The sequence below is a fragment of the Legionella bozemanae genome, from assembly GCF_001648595.1.
Classification (GTDB): domain Bacteria; phylum Pseudomonadota; class Gammaproteobacteria; order Legionellales; family Legionellaceae; genus Legionella; species Legionella bozemanae.
The window spans coordinates 180,397-201,516 of record NZ_LBAW01000006.1; the positions used below are offsets into that span (position 1 = coordinate 180,397).

The window sequence follows — 21,120 nt, forward strand, 5'->3', positions numbered from 1 at the left end:
TTCACTTAAGCTTCTATGCATGCCTTAGACATTAAACAATTATATAAAACTTATGCTAATGGTGTACAAGCATTAAAAGGCATTGATTTAACCATACATACAGGTGATTTTTTTGCTTTATTAGGTGCGAATGGTGCGGGAAAATCGACAACCATTGGTTTAATTTCTACTTTACTCAATAAAACATCAGGCAGTATCAGTATTCATGGTTATGATTTGGAAAAAGAGCCAGAGAAAGCCAAATCCTGTTTAGGCCTTGTACCTCAAGAAATCAACCTTAATATTTTTGAAAACTGCGTCCAGACCCTGCTAAATCAAGCAGGATATTATGGAATTTCACGAAAAAATGCACAACCGCGAGTTGACTCACTCCTGCACCAATTAGGTCTGTGGGAGAAAAGGCATTCTATAGCACGACACTTGTCCGGTGGAATGAAACGCCGGCTCATGATCGCTAGGGCATTAGTGCATCAACCTAAGGTGCTTATTCTTGATGAGCCTACAGCTGGCGTAGATATAGAAATCAGACACAGTATGTGGGAATTTCTCACTCGAACCAATGCAGAAGGAACAACCATTATTCTCACCACCCACTATCTGGAAGAAGCAGAACAGTTATGTAAAAACATTGCCATCATTGATAAAGGAGAAATTATAAAAAATTCCTCGATGAAGGCTTTACTACAAACACTTCGTCATCAAACCTTTATCTTTAACACAGAAAATCGTATCGATATTTTACCCGATTTACATCCCTTTAAACCTACTCTAATTGATAGCACCACTATAGAACTCCGTGTCGATAACAATTTGAATTTAAATGATGCATTTGCCTTGTTTAGCCAGCACGGAATAAAAATTCACAGCATGCGAAATAAAACCAATCGTTTGGAAGAACTCTTTTTGGATCTTATAAAAAATGGCCATTAAACAACAAGTTATTGCATTATACACTTTGGTAAGACGCGAGCTTGTACGCATGTTTCGCATTGCAAGCCAAGTTTTTTTACCTCCAGTAATTACAACTACGCTGTACTTTCTTATCTTCGGTAGTTTAATCGGACCGCGTATCGGCCCCATTCAAGGCGTCAGCTATCCAATGTTCATTGCTCCTGGATTGATTATGATGTCAGTCATTGTTAACTCTTACGGTAACGTATCTTCTTCGCTTTACAGTGTCCGCTTCCAAAAAAGTATAGAAGAAATGCTTGTCAGTCCAATGCATAACAGCCTATTACTACTTGGCTATGTTTTGGGCGGGGTTTTTAGAGGGCTAATCGTTGCTATTTTGGTTTATCTTATTGCATGTTTTTTCTTAACCATTGAATTAAGTCACTTACCAATGACCCTATTGGTTGTGTTGCTCGTCTCTGCTGTATTTTCTCTAGCAGGTTTCACGAATGCAATGGTTGCTCGAAATTTCGATGATATTATGATTATCCCAACCTTTATACTCACTCCACTAACGTATTTAGGTGGCGTATTTTACAGCATCAATATGCTTCCTGAGTTTTGGCAAAAAGTATCATGGTTGAATCCCATTTTATATATGGTTAATGCACTGAGACAAGCAATGATTGGCCAAAGTGAGGTCGATATCCGTTTAGCCATGGGAATTATTTGTCTTATGTTAGCGTTACTCACATTCATCAATATGATTTTATTAAAAAAAGGAGTAGGGTTTCGCGAATAATCATAATTCTAATGATTAAAAAGATAAGTGAAAATACAACTCTAAATTTAATTACAGGTGTTGCTTATAGAAGGGTAATCTGGTTGCAAGCAAGCGAATCTTATACACATCTCAGAAAAACCAGCCAACTCTACTCCGATGTCCCACCCCCGCGACTTGTTCGCGGGATTTAGGCAGATACGATCAAGGGACAGTGGCAAGCAGCAAGGATATGCTGCTTTATCTCATCAGATTTCCTGGGTTACGCACTTGCTTCACCCAGGGTCAGTAATTTCTTAAAGCGTAGCAGGAGTCTGACAAACTAATGAGATATCAGCTATAGCAGCAACCTGAGCAGCTTCTGTTGCAGTAGTAGTTGATGTACTCATTACTTCAACGGTAGAAACAAATGATACACTATCAGCACCGCTACCACTTCCAGTACTGGCAGTACTTCCAGTTTCAGTTTCGATTACTGAAACAGCTGTAACTGCTGCAGTTTTAACCTCACCTTCTTTAGGGAAAGGAGCATTTATCATACGATCTGCGGTAACCCGAACACTTGCACCAGGTCGAAGATATTCACCCCTTGCCAAAACAAGCCCCTCGATCACTTGAATGTAAGTCGCTTTTCCAACGACATAGACACGAACATTTGTTCCAAGTATTGCAAGCGATAAAATTGGAGTTTTAAGTGATTCTTTTATTTTTTCTGGTGTTTTTATTTCAAGTTTACCCTTACTTAACTCTGCCTTAATTTGTACCGCTTCCTTAGGAGCATAAGCCAAAATTTTGTAGTTCGAATTTTCTCCCATACTAACCAATGCGCCATTTGTATATTGCAGATTCGCTGCGGCACCATCACCGGTCACCACTTCATCCCCAACTCCTACACTAGAGCCACGAGTAATCCCTCGCTCAGCACCATTATGACGTGCTACAACTTTTTTCTGGGTGAATAAAACGGTGGCAGCCGATTGAGCAAATAGCTGACTTGCTAGCATCAATAATCCTGTAAATATTACTTTTTTCATATATATTCCTGTACAATTTTTTCCATTACAAAGTAGTTACAATCCTTAGCCATTAGAATCTTTCGATAAATAATGAAAGATCATTTATGCTGATGCATGTAAATTCCATCCCAGTTTTCAGGAGGGGGGGTTTCCATAAATGCTTTAACACGCTCAAGATACATCTGATATAAATAAACATTTGGAAATTTGGTTTTTAGCATAGCAAATTTTTTTTCTGCGGACGACCAATTCTGAGCATAATAATCTTCTAAAGCTCTATGGTACTCTTCCAACTGAGTTAAAACTTCTTCAGAAACATCACTAACCTTACCGAGGGGCTGATAGATAGTCAATCCACTTTTTCGCCCCTTAACAGTAATTTTATCTATGGCTCTCCAGATAAACTGATCTTGTCCTGCACGTGTTTTATCACTCACTAAAATAGTGACTTGGTAAAATTTTGTGAGATCTTGTAAACGCGATGCAAGATTCACTGTATCTCCAATGACTGTATACGCACGGCGAAATTCTGAACCCATGTCACCAACGTTCATCAATCCTGTTGCTAGGCCAATCCCAAAACTAACTGCAGGTAAGTCTTTTTCCTGCATTTTTTCATTGATTTCAGGCAATTGCTTTACCATCGTAAGCGAGCACATAATCGCATGAGAGGCATGCTCTTCATCAAGCATAGGAGCTCCCCAAAACGCAACAATCATATCCCCTACATATTTATCAATCGTTCCTCTAAAGCTAAAAATTATTTCAGTAATGGGCGTGAAAAAAGCATTTAACAAGCGCTTCACATTAGACGCTTCCAAGTTCTCACTAAGACTTGTAAAATTACGTATATCACTAAATAGGACCGTCATATTTCGCTCTTGCCCTTCCATGCTGTATTGCTGAGGAGATTCTATAAGCTCTTTAACATAATCTTCTGGAACATAATGTCCAAACAGCTGATTTATTTTTCTTTTCTGTCTTCTTTCAATAATAAATAAATAGCCATAATTCGTTATAGTCTGAAGCACGATTAAGGTTAAAATCAGTGCTATAGGAAGATATAAACTTTCATAGACAAACAAATAAATAGATAAGGCCCAGATACCGATAATACTTATTACGGCCAGGATCAAAATTCTGGAAACACTCAAAATAGAAAATAAAAAAGTAAAAAATACTCCGATTAATATTAAATACACTCGCGCTTTGGGAGTTCTCCAATCATATTCTGATACCAATTGCTGCCCGACAATACCTTGAACCATATTTCCTACCATCTCAACGCCAGGGTACGATTGGGCAACCGGAGATTGATGCAGATCAGCCAAAAGGATTATTGTTGACCCAATAATGGCAATTGCCCCTTGCAATTCCTCTGGATTAATTTTGTCTTGGATGATATCTGTCGCAGAATAATAATTATGTGCGCCAATCTGTCCCCAAAATGGAATAAGAATCTGTCCATACGCGTTTGTAGGTATAAATACATTACCCATTTGAATTCCATACAATTGATGATGGCGCATTTTAAGGGTGACATGTTTTACCATCAAATAATTCATAGCGGTTGCAAGCGCCAATGTAGCGTATAGTTTATTGTCATAGCTTGCTAACATAAGCCCATGTCGTATCGTGCCGTCCAAATCCGGCACGTTTGTAACTGTTCCCGCTTGTGTCGACGCTTCTAGAAATAATGGCAAACAGCCGTTATATCCGGAAAATTGATATAGAGGCAGATTATCTCTGTATAAATAATTATTTTCTGGATTAGTTAAAGGTGAAGGTAATACCCCCTTCCTGATTTCTTTATCATTATGAAATAAAAAACCCAACACCACATTATGATCCAATAATGATTGAGCCAAAATACGATCGTTATCCACTTTGGGGGCTATTTGCTCAAGCAAATCAGGTAACTGCTTTTGCTCTAAGGGTAATTGAGGCATTAATTTCTGTATTTCATTCTTGAGGCCTATTGCATAATTTACTTCTGCCTCAGCCATAACGATATCTGTTCCTATGGTCACAACACCATTTTGTTTTAACTTATTAATTAAAGTCGCAATTTTGTTTCTGGGCCAAGGCCATCGTCCTTCTTGCTCCACTGACTTATTATCAATATCAATGATAACAATTCGAGGAATTGTTTGATGTGGACGCCAGTTTAATTGGACGACTTGATCATAAGTTCGATAGTCCAACTGGGTAATGAATGAACTAAGTAGAGGAATGTGAATTACATCAACCAAAAAGATAAGAGCGGACCAGAAAAGACCTAGAAGGACTTGTGTCCCTTTAGATTTTAATGATTTCGGTGAGAAATAACGATCCTTCTTCACTAAATATTGTCCTTAAATACTTTCCTTAACAAAACCAGAAAGTGGGCAAACCCAGGGCCTCATTTACAATTCGCTAGATTGAGTCACAAGGCCTTAATGGTATTAAACGGGACTTAAGCAAATTTATATTCTAATGCAGCTAAAGTTTGATAACTCTGAAAAACTCCACCAGCATTATAATATTTTTCCTCAACACGAATGGTTGCATTTTTATAAGTTATGGCAATACCCCCACCTACGCGAAATCCGCTTCTATCCATATTCAATTGAGGAAGAGAACCATTTATTATGCTTGCGGGATCGACAAGTGGACGACTATTTGAAAATTGTGCTACTTGAATTAGTCCGCCGCTAATAAAAGGCATTACTGAAGGCTTAACAAAATAACCCAATTCAATATTTTCCAAAATTAAAGTAGCTTTATTTGTTAATGGCTCAATCACTTGAAATGTAGCAGTAGATGGGAAAAAGTAATTATATCTTCCAGTATTAATTTCACTGTACAGCACCCCGAGATTAGCTCTCATGAGCAACTGTTTCCAAGTTTTTCTATAAATTCCATTCACGCCGATAAACCAGTTGTCATTATTATTAGTTGCTTGAGCGATTAACGGAGTTGGAGCCATCGCAATTTCGGTTACCGTATTAAATTTATTGTACCCATAACCTCCTGATACATCAGCATAAATCTGAGGAGTGAACACTTTAAATATATGGCCGAAAATTGTATTGTTATGTATGGTCTGGTCAGAAGTAGTTACAAATCCTGGGTTTAATAAAAACTCAGAACTAAGCGCACTATTAATTCTAAAATAATAAATACCTGCCATCATGGTCTGGCCTAAGGAAATGTGGTCAGCTCCCGCAGAATAAAGATTTGAATATCCGTTATACCGGTTAAAATTTGCACCTGAAGTCGAATCAAAATTAAAATCGGTATACCCATAGAGAAATTCTGGCGTTATTTTCTTCAGATACTCCGAAATCTTTGTGTTATTTGTTGTTTCATCTTTTGACAACGTATTTGCATTAACGCAGAATCCATTGCATATCAAAAAAACTGATAAAATTAAGGATTGTATTTTCATCACATCTAAATTCCTTTTCAGAGAAGGTAGTCACTTTTGGGGTATAATCATAAACTTAAAATATAAGATTATACAAGAACAGAGTCATAGAGATCCTACAAACATTATTTCTATTTTTGAGTTTTTCACTTACGCTTAAATCCCAAAGCCCGTAAACGTTGCTCAATCGAAGGATGTGTTGCAAAAGCATTACTTAAAGATTTCACAGGATCAATATCCGATGGATTAAAGAGATATGATGCCTGCCTGACCTGCTCATGAGGCGTATTACCGTATTCCTCTGAATAATGCTCCGCATATTGCTGATGATCGTCGCTAATTTTGAGTAATGCCCGAGCTAAAGGTTCATTGTCACGCATTAACTCTACGCAGCCTGCATCAGCCATATATTCACGTGTTCGACTTAAGAATAAGGTTAACAAAATAGTAATTAAAGGCAAGACATAACGAAGAACTATAATAACCATTAATAATCGATTGTCTCCACGTCTTCCATCTCGTTTAAATACTGCTGAATAAAACAACATATCCACTGCAATCAAAAGAATATTACTCAAAACCGCCACCATTAGGGTTAATTTAATATCATAGTGACGAATATGACTTAATTCATGAGCCATTACTGCTTGCAGTTCTGCCCTATTCAACTTTTCTATTAAACCTCGGGTAATTGCAACCATTGCTGATTTTTCACTATACCCGCTTGCAAACGCATTCATATAATCTGCTTCGATAATAAAAACTTTGGGCATATACTGCAAACCAGCAGCAACCTTCATTTCCTCGACTACATTATATAATTGTTGTTCCTGCAAATTTTTGGCTGTTTTGGGTGTAATCTCACGATATTCGGTACCTAATAACATAATGCGATCGTAAAATGCATACGTTATTAACAATGATACTACAGCGAAACCAACCATAAGAAGTGTCGCATAGGGAGTGACCTGCAGACGAATCAACGCAAGAAAAATTTGCTGTAAAGGAACCTGTGGGTAAGCTGATTGCAAAACAAACAAATCAGCAACAAAACCCACAGCAAAAAAAATTGCAACAAAAAAAGCGATTACCGCATACGTCTTGCGTTGATTCAACTGTATTTGCGCGCGCCAATTCGCTACACCGCCATGATAGTCTTGAAGACTCATATTCTAAACTCAAAATTTTACGGTATAGTCTTCTTTTGCTTGAATCTGCTCTTCAGGAAGTCCCCAGTAAACAAATTCTTTATCTAGTGTAGAAGCAAACATAGATACCACCATGGATTCAAAGAATGATTTCTTTTTAGCGTTATAACGTTCTATGCCATCGTTATAAGCCTGCTTGGAATAGGCCAATTTATTTTCGGTATTGACGATTTCTTCCTGCAATTGCATGACATTTTGACTTGCTTTCAAATCAGGATAATTTTCAAATACTAAATTAAGTCCAGATGCAATCTGTGAAATTTGGTTTTCTGCAGCAATGCGCCCTTCTTCGTCCCCTGCGGCTTTAGCTGCTTGAGCTTGATTACGCAAAGCCACGACATCTTTTAAGGTAGTTTGCTCGTAATCCATGTATTTTTTTACAGCTTCAATTAAAGATTCAAATACCTTAAAGCGTCGATCCAGTTGGATATCTATTTGTTTTTTGTCGTTATTAATCGCCTCAATTAAGTGGATTAATGTATTGTAAATACTAATAGCCCATAAAAATATAAGTACTACAATAATGATAAGGGCAATAAAAAAAGTACTCATTTTTCTTCCTATGTAAAATTTTCTACAATTTAGTTATAGATCGAAAATGATAAAAAAAACAGGGGAATTTCTGAGGGGTGTTGAACTAAACCGTAAGAGCGAGCACGATGAGTCAAAATAAAATTGGATGGTGTATCCATTTTCATCTTATTATTTATGTTGGATAACCTGTTTCTATTTTGCAGCACAAAATGATGTATATCTTGGATCAATAATTGAGTTCTTGTTTTACGCATACAACTATTCAATATTATGAACGAGCCTCGACAATTCACTAGATTCAGCCAAAATAGTTTTAGAACACCAAAACGCAGCGTACATAAAATATGTGATTAGCGAAGCACGTAAAATTGCACTATTTTGACCAAGACAGTAAAACTGTCAATTCTAAGCTGGGCAAATTATCGCACATTCAAAATAGGTTTCAAAAATTGTCCCGTATAAGAAGCCGCACATTCAGCAACTTGCTCTGGCGTTCCTGTTGCCACAATACGCCCCCCTTTGCTGCCGCCTTCAGGTCCCAGATCAATAATCCAATCTGCCGTTTTAATGACATCCAAATTATGTTCAATAATTACAATCGTATTCCCTTGCGATCGCAAACGGAATAATACTGCCAATAACTGCTTGGTATCATGAAAATGCAATCCTGTTGTAGGCTCATCAAGAATATATAAAGTGCTTCCTGTATCCCGTTTTGATAACTCACGGGACAACTTAATTCTCTGAGCTTCACCTCCTGAAAGAGTAGTCGCACTTTGTCCCAATTTAATATAAGACAAACCTACATCCATCAAAGTCTGACACTTTCTGGCTAATGCTGGAATTGCTGCAAAAAAATGACTTGCATCTTCAACAGTCATTTCTAAAACTTCGTGAATATTTTTACCTTTATATTGAATATCAAGAGTTTCTCGATTGTAACGCTTTCCTTTGCATACATCACATGATACATAAATATCAGGCAAAAAGTGCATTTCAACTTTAATAAGGCCATCTCCCTGGCAGGCTTCACAACGTCCGCCACGGACATTAAAGCTAAAACGTCCTGGCTGATAACCGCGTGCTCTAGATTCAGGAGTTGCTGCAAATAATTCTCGGATATGAGTAAAGATACCTGTATATGTAGCTGGATTGGAACGAGGAGTTCTGCCAATCGGGCTTTGATCAATATCAATTACTTTATCGCATAAACTTAAACCAGTAATCTCCTTGACCGAACCAGGAGTATATAAACTTGCCCTATTTAACAGATTCGCGGCGCTTGGATATAAAGTATCATTGATCAGACTTGATTTGCCTGACCCCGAAACGCCCGTAATGCAAGTAAGTAAGCCCAAAGGAATACTGACATCGACATCAAGTAAATTATTACAAACCACTCCTTTCAAATGAATCATTTTTTCGGTATTAACAGGTAACCGAGTGTCAGGGATCGCTATGGATTGCTTCCCGGATAAATATTGCCCCGTCAATGAAATAGGTGATTGCATAATTTCTTGTGGCGTACCGTGAGCAACAATTTCACCACCATGTATCCCAGCCCCTGGTCCTATATCCAGGACAAAATCAGCACTTCGAATCGCATCCTCATCATGCTCTACTACGATGACCGTATTTCCCAGATTCCGCAAATGCATCAATGTTTTTAATAACCGATCATTATCTCGTTGATGCAGTCCAATAGAGGGTTCATCCAAGATATACATGACACCAACCAGGCCTGAACCAATTTGACTGGCTAAACGAATACGCTGTGCTTCTCCGCCTGATAAAGTTTCAGCACTCCGAGTTAATGAAAGGTAATCCAACCCTACATTAACCAAAAATCCTAATCGCTCAACAATTTCTTTATTAATTTTCGCCGCAATTTCACCCTTATATCCTGTCATCCGTAAATTTTTAAAAAACACATAAGCTTTTTCAATCGAATATGCAGTAACTTCAGGTAAATTTTTATCATCTATAAACACATGCCGTGCTGCTTCGCGTAATCGTGTACCATGACAACTCTGACAAGGACGAGATGATAAATATTTAGCAAGCTCTTCACGTATCATTCCCGAATCAGACTCGCGATAACGCCGCTGCATATTCGGAATAATTCCTTCGAATGCATGTCGCTTTACCATATACCCACCGTTGGGCCGATGATAATGAAAATCTATAATGTCACCTCCACTGCCGTATAGAACAATTTGCCGCACTTCTTCGGGCAAATCGCAAAATGCAGTATCGGTATCAAAGCCGTAATGTTGTGCAAGCGACTCAAGCATCGAGAAATAATAAGTGGTTTTTTTATCCCATCCACGGATGGCTCCTTCGGCCAAACTTGCTGTTTGGTCATGGATGATCCGCTCAGGATCAAAAAACTGATCAACCCCCAATCCATCGCAAGAAGGGCAAGCTCCTACAGGATTGTTAAAAGAAAAAAGCCTGGGTTCTAACTCACTGAGGCTGTATCCACATTCAGGACAGGCAAATTTGGAAGAAAAAACGAGATCAGCAAATTGATCCTCCATAGAGGCTACTATTGCAAGACCTTCTGCCAAATTTAAAGCATTTTCAAATGACTCACTTAAACGCTGAGCAATATCAGGTCTGACTTTAAAACGATCCACAACGACTTCAATAGTATGTTTCGTGCGTAAACCTAGCTTAGGAGGGGAATCTAACTCATAAAGCACACCATCAATACGCGCACGTACATAACCTTGAGCTTGCAATTGCTGCAATAACTGGACCTGCTCTCCTTTGCGTTCACGCACCACTGGAGCCAAAATCATCACTTTACTGTCAGTAGGCAAAGCTAAAACCTGATCTACCATCTGACTAATCGTTTGCGCATGCAGGCTAACGTGGTGTGTCGGGCAACGAGGTTCTCCTACACGTGCATAAAGTAAACGTAAATAATCATAAATTTCGGTAATAGTACCCACTGTAGAACGAGGATTATGGGAGGTCGCTTTTTGCTCGATAGAAATTGCCGGAGATAAACCTTCTATCGAATCAACGTCAGGTTTTTCCATCATTGCTAGAAATTGCCGCGCATAAGCGGATAAAGACTCCACATAGCGACGCTGCCCTTCTGCATATAAAGTATCAAAGGCTAAAGAAGACTTACCTGAACCGGATAACCCCGTAATTACAATTAATTGATCACGTGGCAAATCCAAGTCGAGATTTTTAAGATTGTGGGTTCTTGCACCACGTATGGTGATAGTTTGCATAAAATTCGATAAATTGGTTTAAACAACTGAGTTTGGTTATATTTCGCGGCTACAAACTATATAATTATACGCAAAAAAAATAAAAAATCACATTCAATCTATTTCACCTAGCAAACATTTACCTTGCAAAGATTATTGGAGACATATTTTTACTGCAAATTTTATACTACAATAAAAGATTAAGTTATTCTTTTTAAAAAGTTAATCGGATTCAAATATGCAGTTTTTTTACAAGGATTCTGTTATGGCTCATATTTTTCATACCCTCATGTCCTCTTTATATACCAAGCAATAATCAAGTGTTTCAATGGGTAAAAAAGGAAAATTCATGAATACCTTAACTCGTTTTAAATTTTTTCTCTGGACATTTAGTCATTTTAAAGTACCCTTGCTCGGTTATTTAAGACCGCGACTGCTCCAGCTTAATGATACTGACATTATTGTTTGTCTGCCCTTAAAAAGACGCAGTCGCAATCATTTACATTCCATGTATTTCGGTGCCCTATGTGCTGGCGCTGACTTGGCAGGAGGTTTACATGCCTTTTATCATGCGTCACAGAAGCGACTTAAAATTTCCCTTGTTTTTAAATCGTTTCAAGCACAGTTTTTACGTAGACCTGAATCTGATGTTTATTTCGTTTGTCATGAAGGAGCAAAAGTCAAAATCATGTTAGAAGAGTCTCAAAAAACTGGAGAGCGAGTGACGCAACCTATTCCGATCAAGGCTTATACGGATTATCCCAGTATGACAGAATTGGTTGCGGAATTTATTTTAGAATTGTCAGTAAAAATACATTCTTAGTTTAATTCGATTTTTAAAATGCGATCGAAATATACAAAAATTAGTCATTGATTTATCTAGAATAACAGGCGAAAATATTGCCAAACTGTGATATTCTTAATGCCGGCGAATATTGACAGCGTACAATTTATGACTTCATTAGGCTATCTGTAATGATATTTGAAGAATATATAAAATTATTAGAGTCATTTAAGCAGAACCAGATATCTAAATTACTGGAACGAATTGACACTAAAATTTTTGATATTCTATACAGCAAGCACGTTAATCCTCGCATAGTGCCTTATTTCCCTCGTTATGAATTTTGCTTCATGTCGGATGAAACAGAATTAAAGCCCGGAAAGATATACATAAGGGAACAAAAGGGAAAAATAGCCTACTCAGTCATCACGCCCGACCAAAAGACGATCAAAGATGCCATTTTAGAAGAGTTTGAAGCTCCATCACCATTTACATATAAAATTGCCTTGATGACTGAGGGCGGGAAACTGGAAAAGGGCTCCTTTTATGTACGTAGGGTCAAAACAGGTCTTGAATACACGGTTCTTGATCCCACAGGTAAATTGGTCACTGCTGTAATCCAAAATGAAGAACTCAAAATTAATTTAAACGCAGGCTTTACTCCTAAAGACCTAGAGCCTTTTATGCCCGAGATTCTTGAGATTACATCAAAAAGAAATCATACCCTCCCTTTTATACTGGATGCTTTTAAAGCACGAATTCTGTCAGCCACCTCAAGAAAAGGCCACACATCATGGGCCCCTTTTTCTAATTACTCTCTTGATCCTGATAATATTTCGCAAATTAAAAAGCTAATCAATGCGCTTTACTATGCACGCCTGACCTTTTTAGATTTGGAAAACATAGATGTCAGAAACATAAAACGAACCGGTTCTGATCTCAAATTACTCTACGGTAAAACAATTGACCTGGCTTATAAAGCAAGTTACCTGCTCACTCATTTAGATATTGATCTCAGAGAGATGTTTCAAGAGGAATTATCCCTTATTCTGCCTTTATTTAGCCAAATACAATCTTTTGCAAAAAAACATGCACATGAGAAAAAAGCTCTAGTAAAAGCACTTGAACCTATGCCTTTAGCCTATAAAGTAGGTGAAGTAGCAGGAATCGCCGTAGATCAGCTGCGCCCCCTTAGCGGGGATGTAGATTATAATTTTCTTACTCAATTCAGTGCGGTTTTACCAAGCTACATTGATAAACTAACCCATTACATAGAACAATTTTCTTCGCAAATTAAAGAGTCTGAACCCAAACTTAATCAAGAAAAGCTGGATCAGTTACAAAAAGCCGCGCTTAATTTATTGAATGATATAGAAAACTTAAAAGGAAACAGCGTTTTTGTTTCACTTAAATTTTTAAATTACATTCATATAATTCGCAATATAATCACTTTATCCATGAGTTCTTTAGAACAAATAGGAGAGCTCAGTGAATCATCTCAGGATTTGATCCGTGATAAATTAGCGCAACTTAAGTATGAGGTGTTACCTACTTTATTTGGTTTAGTCGATAAAATCGAAGATTACGCCATGCTTAAGCCCGGGACGTTATCTGTTCCTCTGATGGAAAAGATCAAATCCTTGTATGAGAAAATACTTTATTTACCTAAAAAAGCAATTGATTTTAAGACAAAAGGAGAAGAGCTACTCGAGATAGAAGACTCTCGATTTATCGAATTAAGGTTGGAAATGACCTATAAAAGGATCGATAAAGCCAATAAAACATTATATAAGATTCAAAAAGCATCTATCGCATGCACGCAATTTTTTGCACTATTAAAGGACACACGTTATAACAACCTTCGTTTGTATCAACTCCCCCCCGAAGTAAAGAAAGAACTAACAAAACACTATAAGCTTCTCAAGCCTTATATGGCCCAACTTGATATCGATTTAAATGAACTTATTATCTCGAGATTGACAGGGCCTGAAAAAGAAGACTGGTACTCTTTTATAGGAAGACCTGTGCGTTTCGTAAGGAGGCAGCTTCCTGCAGACCACGCAAGTTGCGTTTTAGCAAAAGAAAAAGCACTGACTGATTTAATTACTAAAGATGAGAACAGCCAGCTTTTTCATATTAATTTAAATAAAGACTTAATTGATTCAGTTCATAAAAAGGCAAATCTAGTTTTATTCCCGTATAGTGAAAAAACGAATGTGTATACTCTTGATGAATCAATTCCGCTGCAACTTGAGCAAGATAAAGATAAAAAATCCAAACTCACAAAAACAGAGTTTCAATGGGTTCAATATACTTATTTGCGTTTTATACAGTTAGTAAAGACACACATAGCAGCAAAACCCGCTCTATATGAAAAGAGTTTGGATCTAAACAATCTTGACGATAAAGTCAAAAATAGGTGCCATCAGTTATTCAAGGAGTTCCAACCTTACTTAAGTTCAATTGCCTCATCTGAATTTAGAGATTCAACGAAAAGTTTGGAACACTATTTATCGGATTTATTTAGCAAAAAACAGATCACAAACATCCCATCAATAGAACTCTTTGAGGAATTGGATAAAAATATCCAAGAGTTCCTCGACCGCATCAATTTGGAGTGGATGAGTAAAAATGAGTTTCAAAAAATTCTGGGGTCCTATAATCGCTTTGCCCAGATAATAAAAAAACAAATTGAAGACAAACCACAGCTTTATGCAAATAACTTGCTGCTAACAAGCCTTGATGATAAAGCAAAAGAAGAATGTCGTAATTTATTTCCTGTTTTTCAACCCTATTTAAAATATGCAATACCGCCTGAATTCAAAGATGCTGCTCAAAATTTTGAGAACTATTTAGCTGCGTTACTTGAAAATAAACCAATAGAAATTTTAGAAGCACCACCCGCATCTTTGTTTTTGCAGTTGGACAAACATGCCCAGGATTTTTTTGCCAAATGGGAAGATAAAAGCCAAGCATATTATAATTTTGCCAAAAACACATTTCTTGACGAAAAAGAGTCCCAAGCCCTGACTGCTAAACGCAAAAAAGATGCAAAACTGCATTTTAAAACAATAGAAGGCGATAAATTACTGCGAAATCCTGAGCAATTAACTGCAGATCAAACTCTTGAGATCTATCAATGGTATCGAAATAAGCATAATAAATTTCTGGTTGTGCAAAATGCTTATGTTCAATTTATTACCTTGCTCAGAAAGGAAATACAAGCACGACCTCAGATTAATAGGAATATGTTGCTTTTGGATCGTCTCGATCCCAAAGTAAAAGATCAATGTCGCAATTTATATAGTATTTTTCAACCCTATTTCATTTGTGCCGTGCCCCCTGAAATGAAAGAGGATGCTTTGAAATTTGATAAATATTTGGTTGCCCTCTTATCAAACAGAACAATGCACAGAAAAGATGCCCCATCAGTTCGAATGTTCTTAGATTTAGATGGACATTTCCAAGAATTCTTTTCGCGCATCACAGATGAATGGAATCGAAGAGCGCAACGGTTTTATGACTCAGCTCAAGAAAAATTTACCCTTGAAAATAATTCAGCGGTACTAGAACCAGCCCCCAAAACGGGTAGAGAACACTATGTCATCCAGCACAAAAACTATTCCAAGTGCATTCATGAGTTTAGGCAATCCTTATTTGAGGTGACTAAACTATTCAATGATGCAATGAAAAGAGAGTTAACTCCTTATTCAGAGAGATCACAACCTGAAGTGATAGAGGTAATTCCGATAAAAGAAATAGTTACCAGTTTGAAAAATGTTGTCGTAACTCCCTCCACACCGCCATTCCCTGAGATGGAGGATAACAACCAGCGATTGACTCAAAGCAGACAAGTTTGTGCTTTAAAAGACATATTTAACAGTATGTTCCATTTAGAAGGGGTAGTCCTTGAACTAGAAAATTTAAATAATCAAAGTGCAAAAAGCCGTTATGTTTACTATTTATTACAAGCTTATGGACATCTTAATGAAATTATTAAGTCAGCCAAACGTTTGGCTACCGATCCCCATTTGGGATTCATGGCGCGTGATTTAATTGGTAAGGCTCAAAATCTTTATGCAACATTCCAGGAACATTCTGATGCATACCAGATTGGCCCCGAACAGGTTCCCTATGGATCCACAAAAGTAGAATACAATCCACTTTGGTATGTTCTTAATGCTTTTTATATTGGCCCCAAACACATTAGAGCTTTAAAAAATACGAATTATCTAACAACTGAAGAGTTGAATGAATTACATCTGCGCGCCAAAAAAGCAACCTTGATTATAGAGGCTCTGATTAAGAATTCTGATTCTTATTTTAAATTGTTCCTGCAAACACCAAATATGATTTACCTATATCAGGAGCTTACAACAAAACTCAATGAATTTACGAGCACTTCTCATGATGGAATAATGGATAATCTCGAGAAGATGCGATCTAAAATATTTACTCCAATGCTTCTTGAAGCGGATCGCTGGGAAAACAGATTAGGACTTGTCCCAGGAACATTCTCAGGTCCATTAAGACAAATCATAGATGAATTCTTTAAAGGATTATTACATCCTCTGGACTTGAATTCAGCGACACGTATACGGTTAGTTTGTGATAAAGAACCTCTGCAGACAAGAATTGAACTCACTAGAAAACAGGTTGGCAGTACAAAAAGATATCTAAAAAAAATAGATAAAAGTTTCAAAACTATTGAAAACCTATACCAATGGTATCTTGAAGTGACAACGCCTGTCGACTTGTTGGATCTTTCTACTGCTACCCGACCAAGAGTTCCTCTGGAGCACGCTAAAATTGAGTTATGTGCCGCTTATAAAAAAGCATTACCTAAACTGGCAAAACTTAAGCAAGATAAAAAAGTCGAAATCGCCCCCAGCCAATACCCTGAAGATCATAAACTTGATAAACTATGTAACTCTGGACTTAAAGCCTATGATCCCCATTTTACTGAAGTCGAAGCGTTAATTGTTGCAAGTCATCATTACTACCTGGGCGTAAAAGCAACCCATCAAATGCGGCTAGACACTGCAAAAGAAAAATTGGGTTATCTAGAGGGCCTGGTTCCAATCCAGGAACAAGAGAAACTGGCTTTTATTGAAAAATATACTATTGAGTCATTCGATAAACATCAGAAAGTAATGCGCAATCGTCCCATAGGCTTACAATATACAGACAAAGAATACAGAACCGAACTTAAAGCTTACTTACTGAAACTCAAAAATGACATTATTACTCAATCCAAAACAGCGGAAGATATTGATCAAAACATCAAAAACCTGTTGAAAAAAGAAATCAGTAAATTTGAAAAAAAATACTATGCTGCATATTATCATCTCGATGCAGTACAAGTCGCTCTGGCTCAATTTAAAATTTATTTTAGCAAAAAAACTTCCTTATTTGAAAATGAACAAACTTTAAATAAAAAATCAAAACTTATTAACAAACTGGATAAAATTGCTAACGATAAGACATTGAAAATTCAAGAACGTTTAGACAAGATAAGAAAACAATTTGAAGAGCCTCTTTTTACAAAAAATGCACAAATTATTCTGGCACATAAACAAGTCGATACTTTAAGTTTTGATTACTTAAAAATGTGCTTTTTTTCGCTGCTTGAAGCATTGGGTTTGTACACCCCATCCCGACAAAAACTTTTTAATGAAATCAACGATGCGGTAAAAAATCCCCCTCCACTCGGGGAGCTTACAAAACGTTTTGGTCTGTTTGCCACCACCTCTAAAGAAGTAGAAACTAAAAGGTATGAAGCGCCCGCTATGCCTATAGCAACTCCCTAAGTTTGTTCGGGAAGATGAGGGCAGCGACATCTGGTGCATCATCGATTCTGAGTTCCACTGTTCCATCAGGCGATAAATAACTAACCTAAAGATTCTTCATCCTCTAAATGTTCAGCTGCAGCTTTTTTTGAATGATCTTCTGCTAACCACAGATACATTGCGGGAACAACAAAAAGAGTAAACAAAGTACCAATTGAAATACCCATTGCGATCACTAAACCAATATTATAACGACTCTCAGCGCCAGCGCCTGTAGCAAAGATTAATGGTATAACCCCTAAAACCATAGCTGCTGTGGTCATTAAAATAGGGCGCAAGCGAATTGCAGCAGCAGCTTTAATCGCATCTAACTTTTTTTGCCCGTTCGCTTGTAAGTCATTGGCAAATTGCACAATCAAAATACCATGCTTACTAATGAGGCCTATTAATGTAACCAAACCAACTTCACTATAAATATTAAGATTAGCATTACCAATACCCAAACTAACAAAAATCATTGCGCCGCAAATCGACATAGGCACGCTAATCAAAACAATAAGTGGATCACGGAAACTTTCAAACAAAGCAGCTAATGACAAAAAGATAATAATTAACGCAAAGAAAAAAGTGATAATTAGACTGGCGCCTTCTTGAATAAATTGTCTTGATTGAGACGCGTAATCGATGTAATAGCCTTGAGGCAAAATCTCTTTGGCAATATTAGCCAATGTATCCAAAGCTTGCCCCATAGACACACCAGGAAAAGCAACTGCTGAAATTGTTGCCGAATTGAGCTGTTGAAAATGATTTAAAGATTGAGGAACTACTTGTCGCTGCAATGTAGCAACTGTAGAAAGAGGGATCGAATCTCCTGCAGCGGTCCTCATATAATAATTCAATATTTGATCAGTATTTAAACGCGTCTCCCTCTTTACTTGTGGAATAACCTGATAGGAACGTCCCGCGAAATTAAAATAGTTAATATACCCCTCACTCAATGCCGACCCAAATAAATTGCCAATGTCCTGCATAGTTAAACCAAACTGGGATATTTTATCGCGATCTAAATTGACCTTAGTCTGAATTTTATCGATTTTGAGATCAGGATCAATAAAAGCAAAAATACCTGTAGCATAAGCCTTTTCTAAAATACGTTGTAAAATCTCGTTCAATTTATCAAAAGTTTCTGTCGTATTAATCACAAATTGAATAGGAAGCCCACTCCCGCCTCCGGGTAATGAAGGTAACTGAAACGCAGCTACTTTAGCCCCGGCAATCTTATTAAGTTCTTCTTGAACTAAAGGCTGTAATTGATTCGATGTTCGTTGGCGTTGATCCCAAGGTTTTAAAACCATGCCGACTATGGATGTATTTAATCCTTGAACACCATCAACTTGAAAAATATGATCCGTTTCAGGATATTTTTTAAAAATCTCATTCACTTCATTGGCGTAAAGTTTCGTTTGGGCCAATGATGAATTGGCCGGCGCTGTAACTTGGGCAATAATAATCCCTTGATCTTCTTGCGGTGCCAACTCCGATTCTGTAGTAATAAAAAGAAAATAGTTACTAAAAAGGATAATCACAGCAAAAACAATAACAACTGGCAAATGATTTAAGGTTGCCGACAAAATTCGCTCATAAGATTTCTCGAGTTTTGCAAACGAATTATCAACATAAGTCATAAAACGTCCCTTGCTATCCCCCTCCCCTATTTTAAGGAATTTGGAACACATCATCGGTGATAAAGTTAATGCAATTACTGCCGAAACAGTTACTGCACCAGCAAGCGAAAAAGCAAATTCGGTAAATAAAGCCCCAGTCAAACCACCCATAAAACCAACAGGCAAATAAACAGCAATTAAAACGACTGTAATTGCAATAATTGGATTTGCCAATTCACGTGCCCCCAATAATGCCGCTTTAAATCGAGTTTTTCCTTCCTCTATGTGGCGTTGCACGTTTTCTACAACAATAATCGCATCATCAACTACCAAACCAATTGCAAGCACCATAGCTAATAGAGTTAACAGGTTAATTGAATAACCCAAAATGAGCATAACCCAAAAGGCTCCAATAAGAGATAAAGGAATAGCAATAATTGGAATAACAACAGAACGAATCGATCCAAGAAAGATAAAAATAACAACTGTTACAATAAAAAATGCTTCTAATAAAGAAAGGATGACTTCATGGATGGAAGAATTAACAAATAAACTGGCATCATATACAATTTTTCCTTGCAAACCTTGAGGCATCTGCTCCTGAATTGTGGGAAATATTTTTTTTATATCATCAATTACCGTCAAAAGGTTAGCCGAAGGCGCCACAACAATACCGATATAAACTGCTGTTCGCCCATCAAAACTGACTGAAGTATTATAATTTTGTGCCCCTAGATCTACAGTAGCCACATCGCCCAAACGAATGATTGCTCCATTTTGCGCTTTAATAATCATCTTCTTAAATTGATTGACGTCAGTTAGATCGGTACTTGCAGTAAGATTTTGGACAAACATCTGTCCATCGGTACGACCCACCGCTGAAATAAAATTATTATTGGCAAGAGCAGTTCCGATTTCTGCTGCAGAAATACCGTATCCTGCCAACTTCACCGGATCGAGCCATGCGCGTAAAGCAAAAGTTTGATTTCCAAGTATTTCTGCTTTTTGGACTCCATTAACTGCCTGCAGTTTCGGCTGTACTACCCGAATCAAATAATCAGTAATTTTATTAATAGGTAATTCTTCGCTATAAAATCCTATGTACATCGAATCAATCGTTTGTCCAACCGTAACAGTAATCACTGGCTGTTGGGAATTTGCAGGGAGCTGATTCAGTACTGCATTCACTTTGGTGGTGATATCGGACAAGGCTTTCAAAGGATCGTAATTTAGGAGAAGATTTACTGTAATCGTACTTGTGCTAGAAGTACTGATAGACGTCATATAATCAATACCACTAGCCTGAGCTATTGAATTCTCTAAAGGAGTAGTAATAAAACCGGCAATAACATCAGGATCTGCACCAGTATAAGTCGTAGTAACCGTTACTATGGCATTTTGTGTAAACGGATATTGCATTATGGGTAAAGAATTAATAGAGCGTAAGCCCATTGCTAAAAGCATTAAGCTAATCACTGTAGCCAGTACAGGCCTTTTAATAAAGATATCCGTAAACCGCATTCTTACAATCCTTAGATTATTAATTTAGCCGAAGCAACTCACTTCATAAACTCCTCGTATACTGAGCGTGGGTGTAACACAGCAAATCCTTAAGATATTTCCACAAATACTTCCAATCTACGCACTGCGCTGTCCTGGGCAGTTCTCACAAATTTTTTTTACCCTACCTACCGCACTTTATGCGCGGTATCCAGAAGATCTTGCTTTTGATACAATTTTGATTCATCGGTACACCTTCGATACCGCGCATAAAGCGCGCTACGTAGTGGGTGATATTGTGTCTACCTCAAGTGAAC

11 protein-coding genes are annotated in these 21,120 nt (G+C 37.4%); 4 read left to right on the forward strand and 7 right to left on the reverse strand.

From position 1 onward, the window contains the following. The first annotated feature begins 15 nt into the window (after positions 1 to 15). Together A8O27_RS07525 and A8O27_RS07530 are read left to right on the forward strand one after the other, a co-directional pair. A complete protein-coding gene (locus A8O27_RS07525; RefSeq protein ID WP_058458752.1) occupies positions 16 to 930 on the forward strand; it encodes an ABC transporter ATP-binding protein in 915 nt (304 codons plus the stop codon). Further along, positions 920 to 1,693: an ABC transporter permease gene (locus A8O27_RS07530; RefSeq protein WP_058458753.1), complete on the forward strand. Its 774-nt coding sequence runs from the start codon at positions 920 to 922 to the stop codon at positions 1,691 to 1,693. The genes A8O27_RS07525 and A8O27_RS07530 overlap by 11 nt, the downstream gene beginning before the upstream one ends. Positions 1,694 to 1,968: 275 nt before the next feature. On the opposite strand, the gene A8O27_RS07535 is transcribed toward A8O27_RS07530, so the two are convergent. From A8O27_RS07535 to uvrA, 6 genes are all read right to left on the reverse strand, one after another. Beyond that, positions 1,969 to 2,706, reverse strand: coding sequence for a FecR domain-containing protein (locus tag A8O27_RS07535; protein ID WP_058458754.1), 738 nt, complete (start codon positions 2,704 to 2,706; stop codon positions 1,969 to 1,971). A gap of 80 nt (positions 2,707 to 2,786) precedes the next feature. After that, positions 2,787 to 5,030 carry a CHASE2 domain-containing protein gene (locus A8O27_RS07540; protein ID WP_058458755.1) on the reverse strand — a complete coding sequence of 748 codons (2,244 nt, stop codon included), beginning with the start codon at positions 5,028 to 5,030 and terminating at the stop codon, positions 2,787 to 2,789. 113 nt (positions 5,031 to 5,143) lie between these two features. Then, positions 5,144 to 6,118, reverse strand: a complete 975-nt coding sequence (locus A8O27_RS07545) for an autotransporter outer membrane beta-barrel domain-containing protein (protein ID WP_058458756.1) — start codon at positions 6,116 to 6,118, stop codon at positions 5,144 to 5,146. 125 nt (positions 6,119 to 6,243) lie between these two features. Beyond that, positions 6,244 to 7,266 (reverse strand): zinc metalloprotease HtpX, encoded by a 1,023-nt coding sequence (gene htpX / locus A8O27_RS07550; protein ID WP_058458757.1) that lies wholly within the window; start codon positions 7,264 to 7,266, stop codon positions 6,244 to 6,246. Positions 7,267 to 7,275: 9 nt separating this feature from the next. Then, positions 7,276 to 7,857, reverse strand: coding sequence for a LemA family protein (locus A8O27_RS07555; protein WP_058458758.1), 582 nt, complete (start codon positions 7,855 to 7,857; stop codon positions 7,276 to 7,278). 401 nt (positions 7,858 to 8,258) lie between these two features. Then, positions 8,259 to 11,087: an excinuclease ABC subunit UvrA gene (uvrA, locus tag A8O27_RS07560; RefSeq protein ID WP_058458759.1), complete on the reverse strand. Its 2,829-nt coding sequence runs from the start codon at positions 11,085 to 11,087 to the stop codon at positions 8,259 to 8,261. Between the two features lie 328 nt (positions 11,088 to 11,415). Here uvrA and A8O27_RS07565 point away from each other — a divergent pair, with 328 nt between their 5' ends. Further along, a complete protein-coding gene (locus A8O27_RS07565; protein ID WP_058458760.1) occupies positions 11,416 to 11,889 on the forward strand; it encodes a DUF4442 domain-containing protein in 474 nt (157 codons plus the stop codon). A 152-nt stretch (positions 11,890 to 12,041) separates the two neighbouring features. Further along, positions 12,042 to 17,660 (forward strand): hypothetical protein, encoded by a 5,619-nt coding sequence (locus tag A8O27_RS07570; RefSeq protein ID WP_058458761.1) that lies wholly within the window; start codon positions 12,042 to 12,044, stop codon positions 17,658 to 17,660. 80 nt (positions 17,661 to 17,740) lie between these two features. Here A8O27_RS07570 and A8O27_RS07575 read toward each other — a convergent pair whose 3' ends face one another. Beyond that, positions 17,741 to 20,824, reverse strand: a complete 3,084-nt coding sequence (locus A8O27_RS07575; protein ID WP_058458762.1) for an efflux RND transporter permease subunit — start codon at positions 20,822 to 20,824, stop codon at positions 17,741 to 17,743. Between the last annotated feature and the right edge of the window lie 296 nt (positions 20,825 to 21,120).

Excerpts from the sequence above, each read along its gene's own strand:
- A8O27_RS07525 (WP_058458752.1), top strand. The coding sequence starts at position 16 with ATGCATGCCTTAGACATTAAACAATTATATAAAACTTATGCTAATGGT.
- A8O27_RS07530 (WP_058458753.1), top strand. The coding sequence starts at position 920 with ATGGCCATTAAACAACAAGTTATTGCATTATACACTTTGGTAAGACGC.
- A8O27_RS07535 (WP_058458754.1), bottom strand. The coding sequence starts at position 2,706 with ATGAAAAAAGTAATATTTACAGGATTATTGATGCTAGCAAGTCAGCTA.
- A8O27_RS07545 (WP_058458756.1), bottom strand. The coding sequence starts at position 6,118 with ATGAAAATACAATCCTTAATTTTATCAGTTTTTTTGATATGCAATGGA.
- htpX (WP_058458757.1), bottom strand. The coding sequence starts at position 7,266 with ATGAGTCTTCAAGACTATCATGGCGGTGTAGCGAATTGGCGCGCGCAA.
- A8O27_RS07555 (WP_058458758.1), bottom strand. The coding sequence starts at position 7,857 with ATGAGTACTTTTTTTATTGCCCTTATCATTATTGTAGTACTTATATTT.
- uvrA (WP_058458759.1), bottom strand. The coding sequence starts at position 11,087 with ATGCAAACTATCACCATACGTGGTGCAAGAACCCACAATCTTAAAAAT.
- A8O27_RS07565 (WP_058458760.1), top strand. The coding sequence starts at position 11,416 with ATGAATACCTTAACTCGTTTTAAATTTTTTCTCTGGACATTTAGTCAT.
- A8O27_RS07570 (WP_058458761.1), top strand. The coding sequence starts at position 12,042 with ATGATATTTGAAGAATATATAAAATTATTAGAGTCATTTAAGCAGAAC.
- A8O27_RS07575 (WP_058458762.1), bottom strand. The coding sequence starts at position 20,824 with ATGCGGTTTACGGATATCTTTATTAAAAGGCCTGTACTGGCTACAGTG.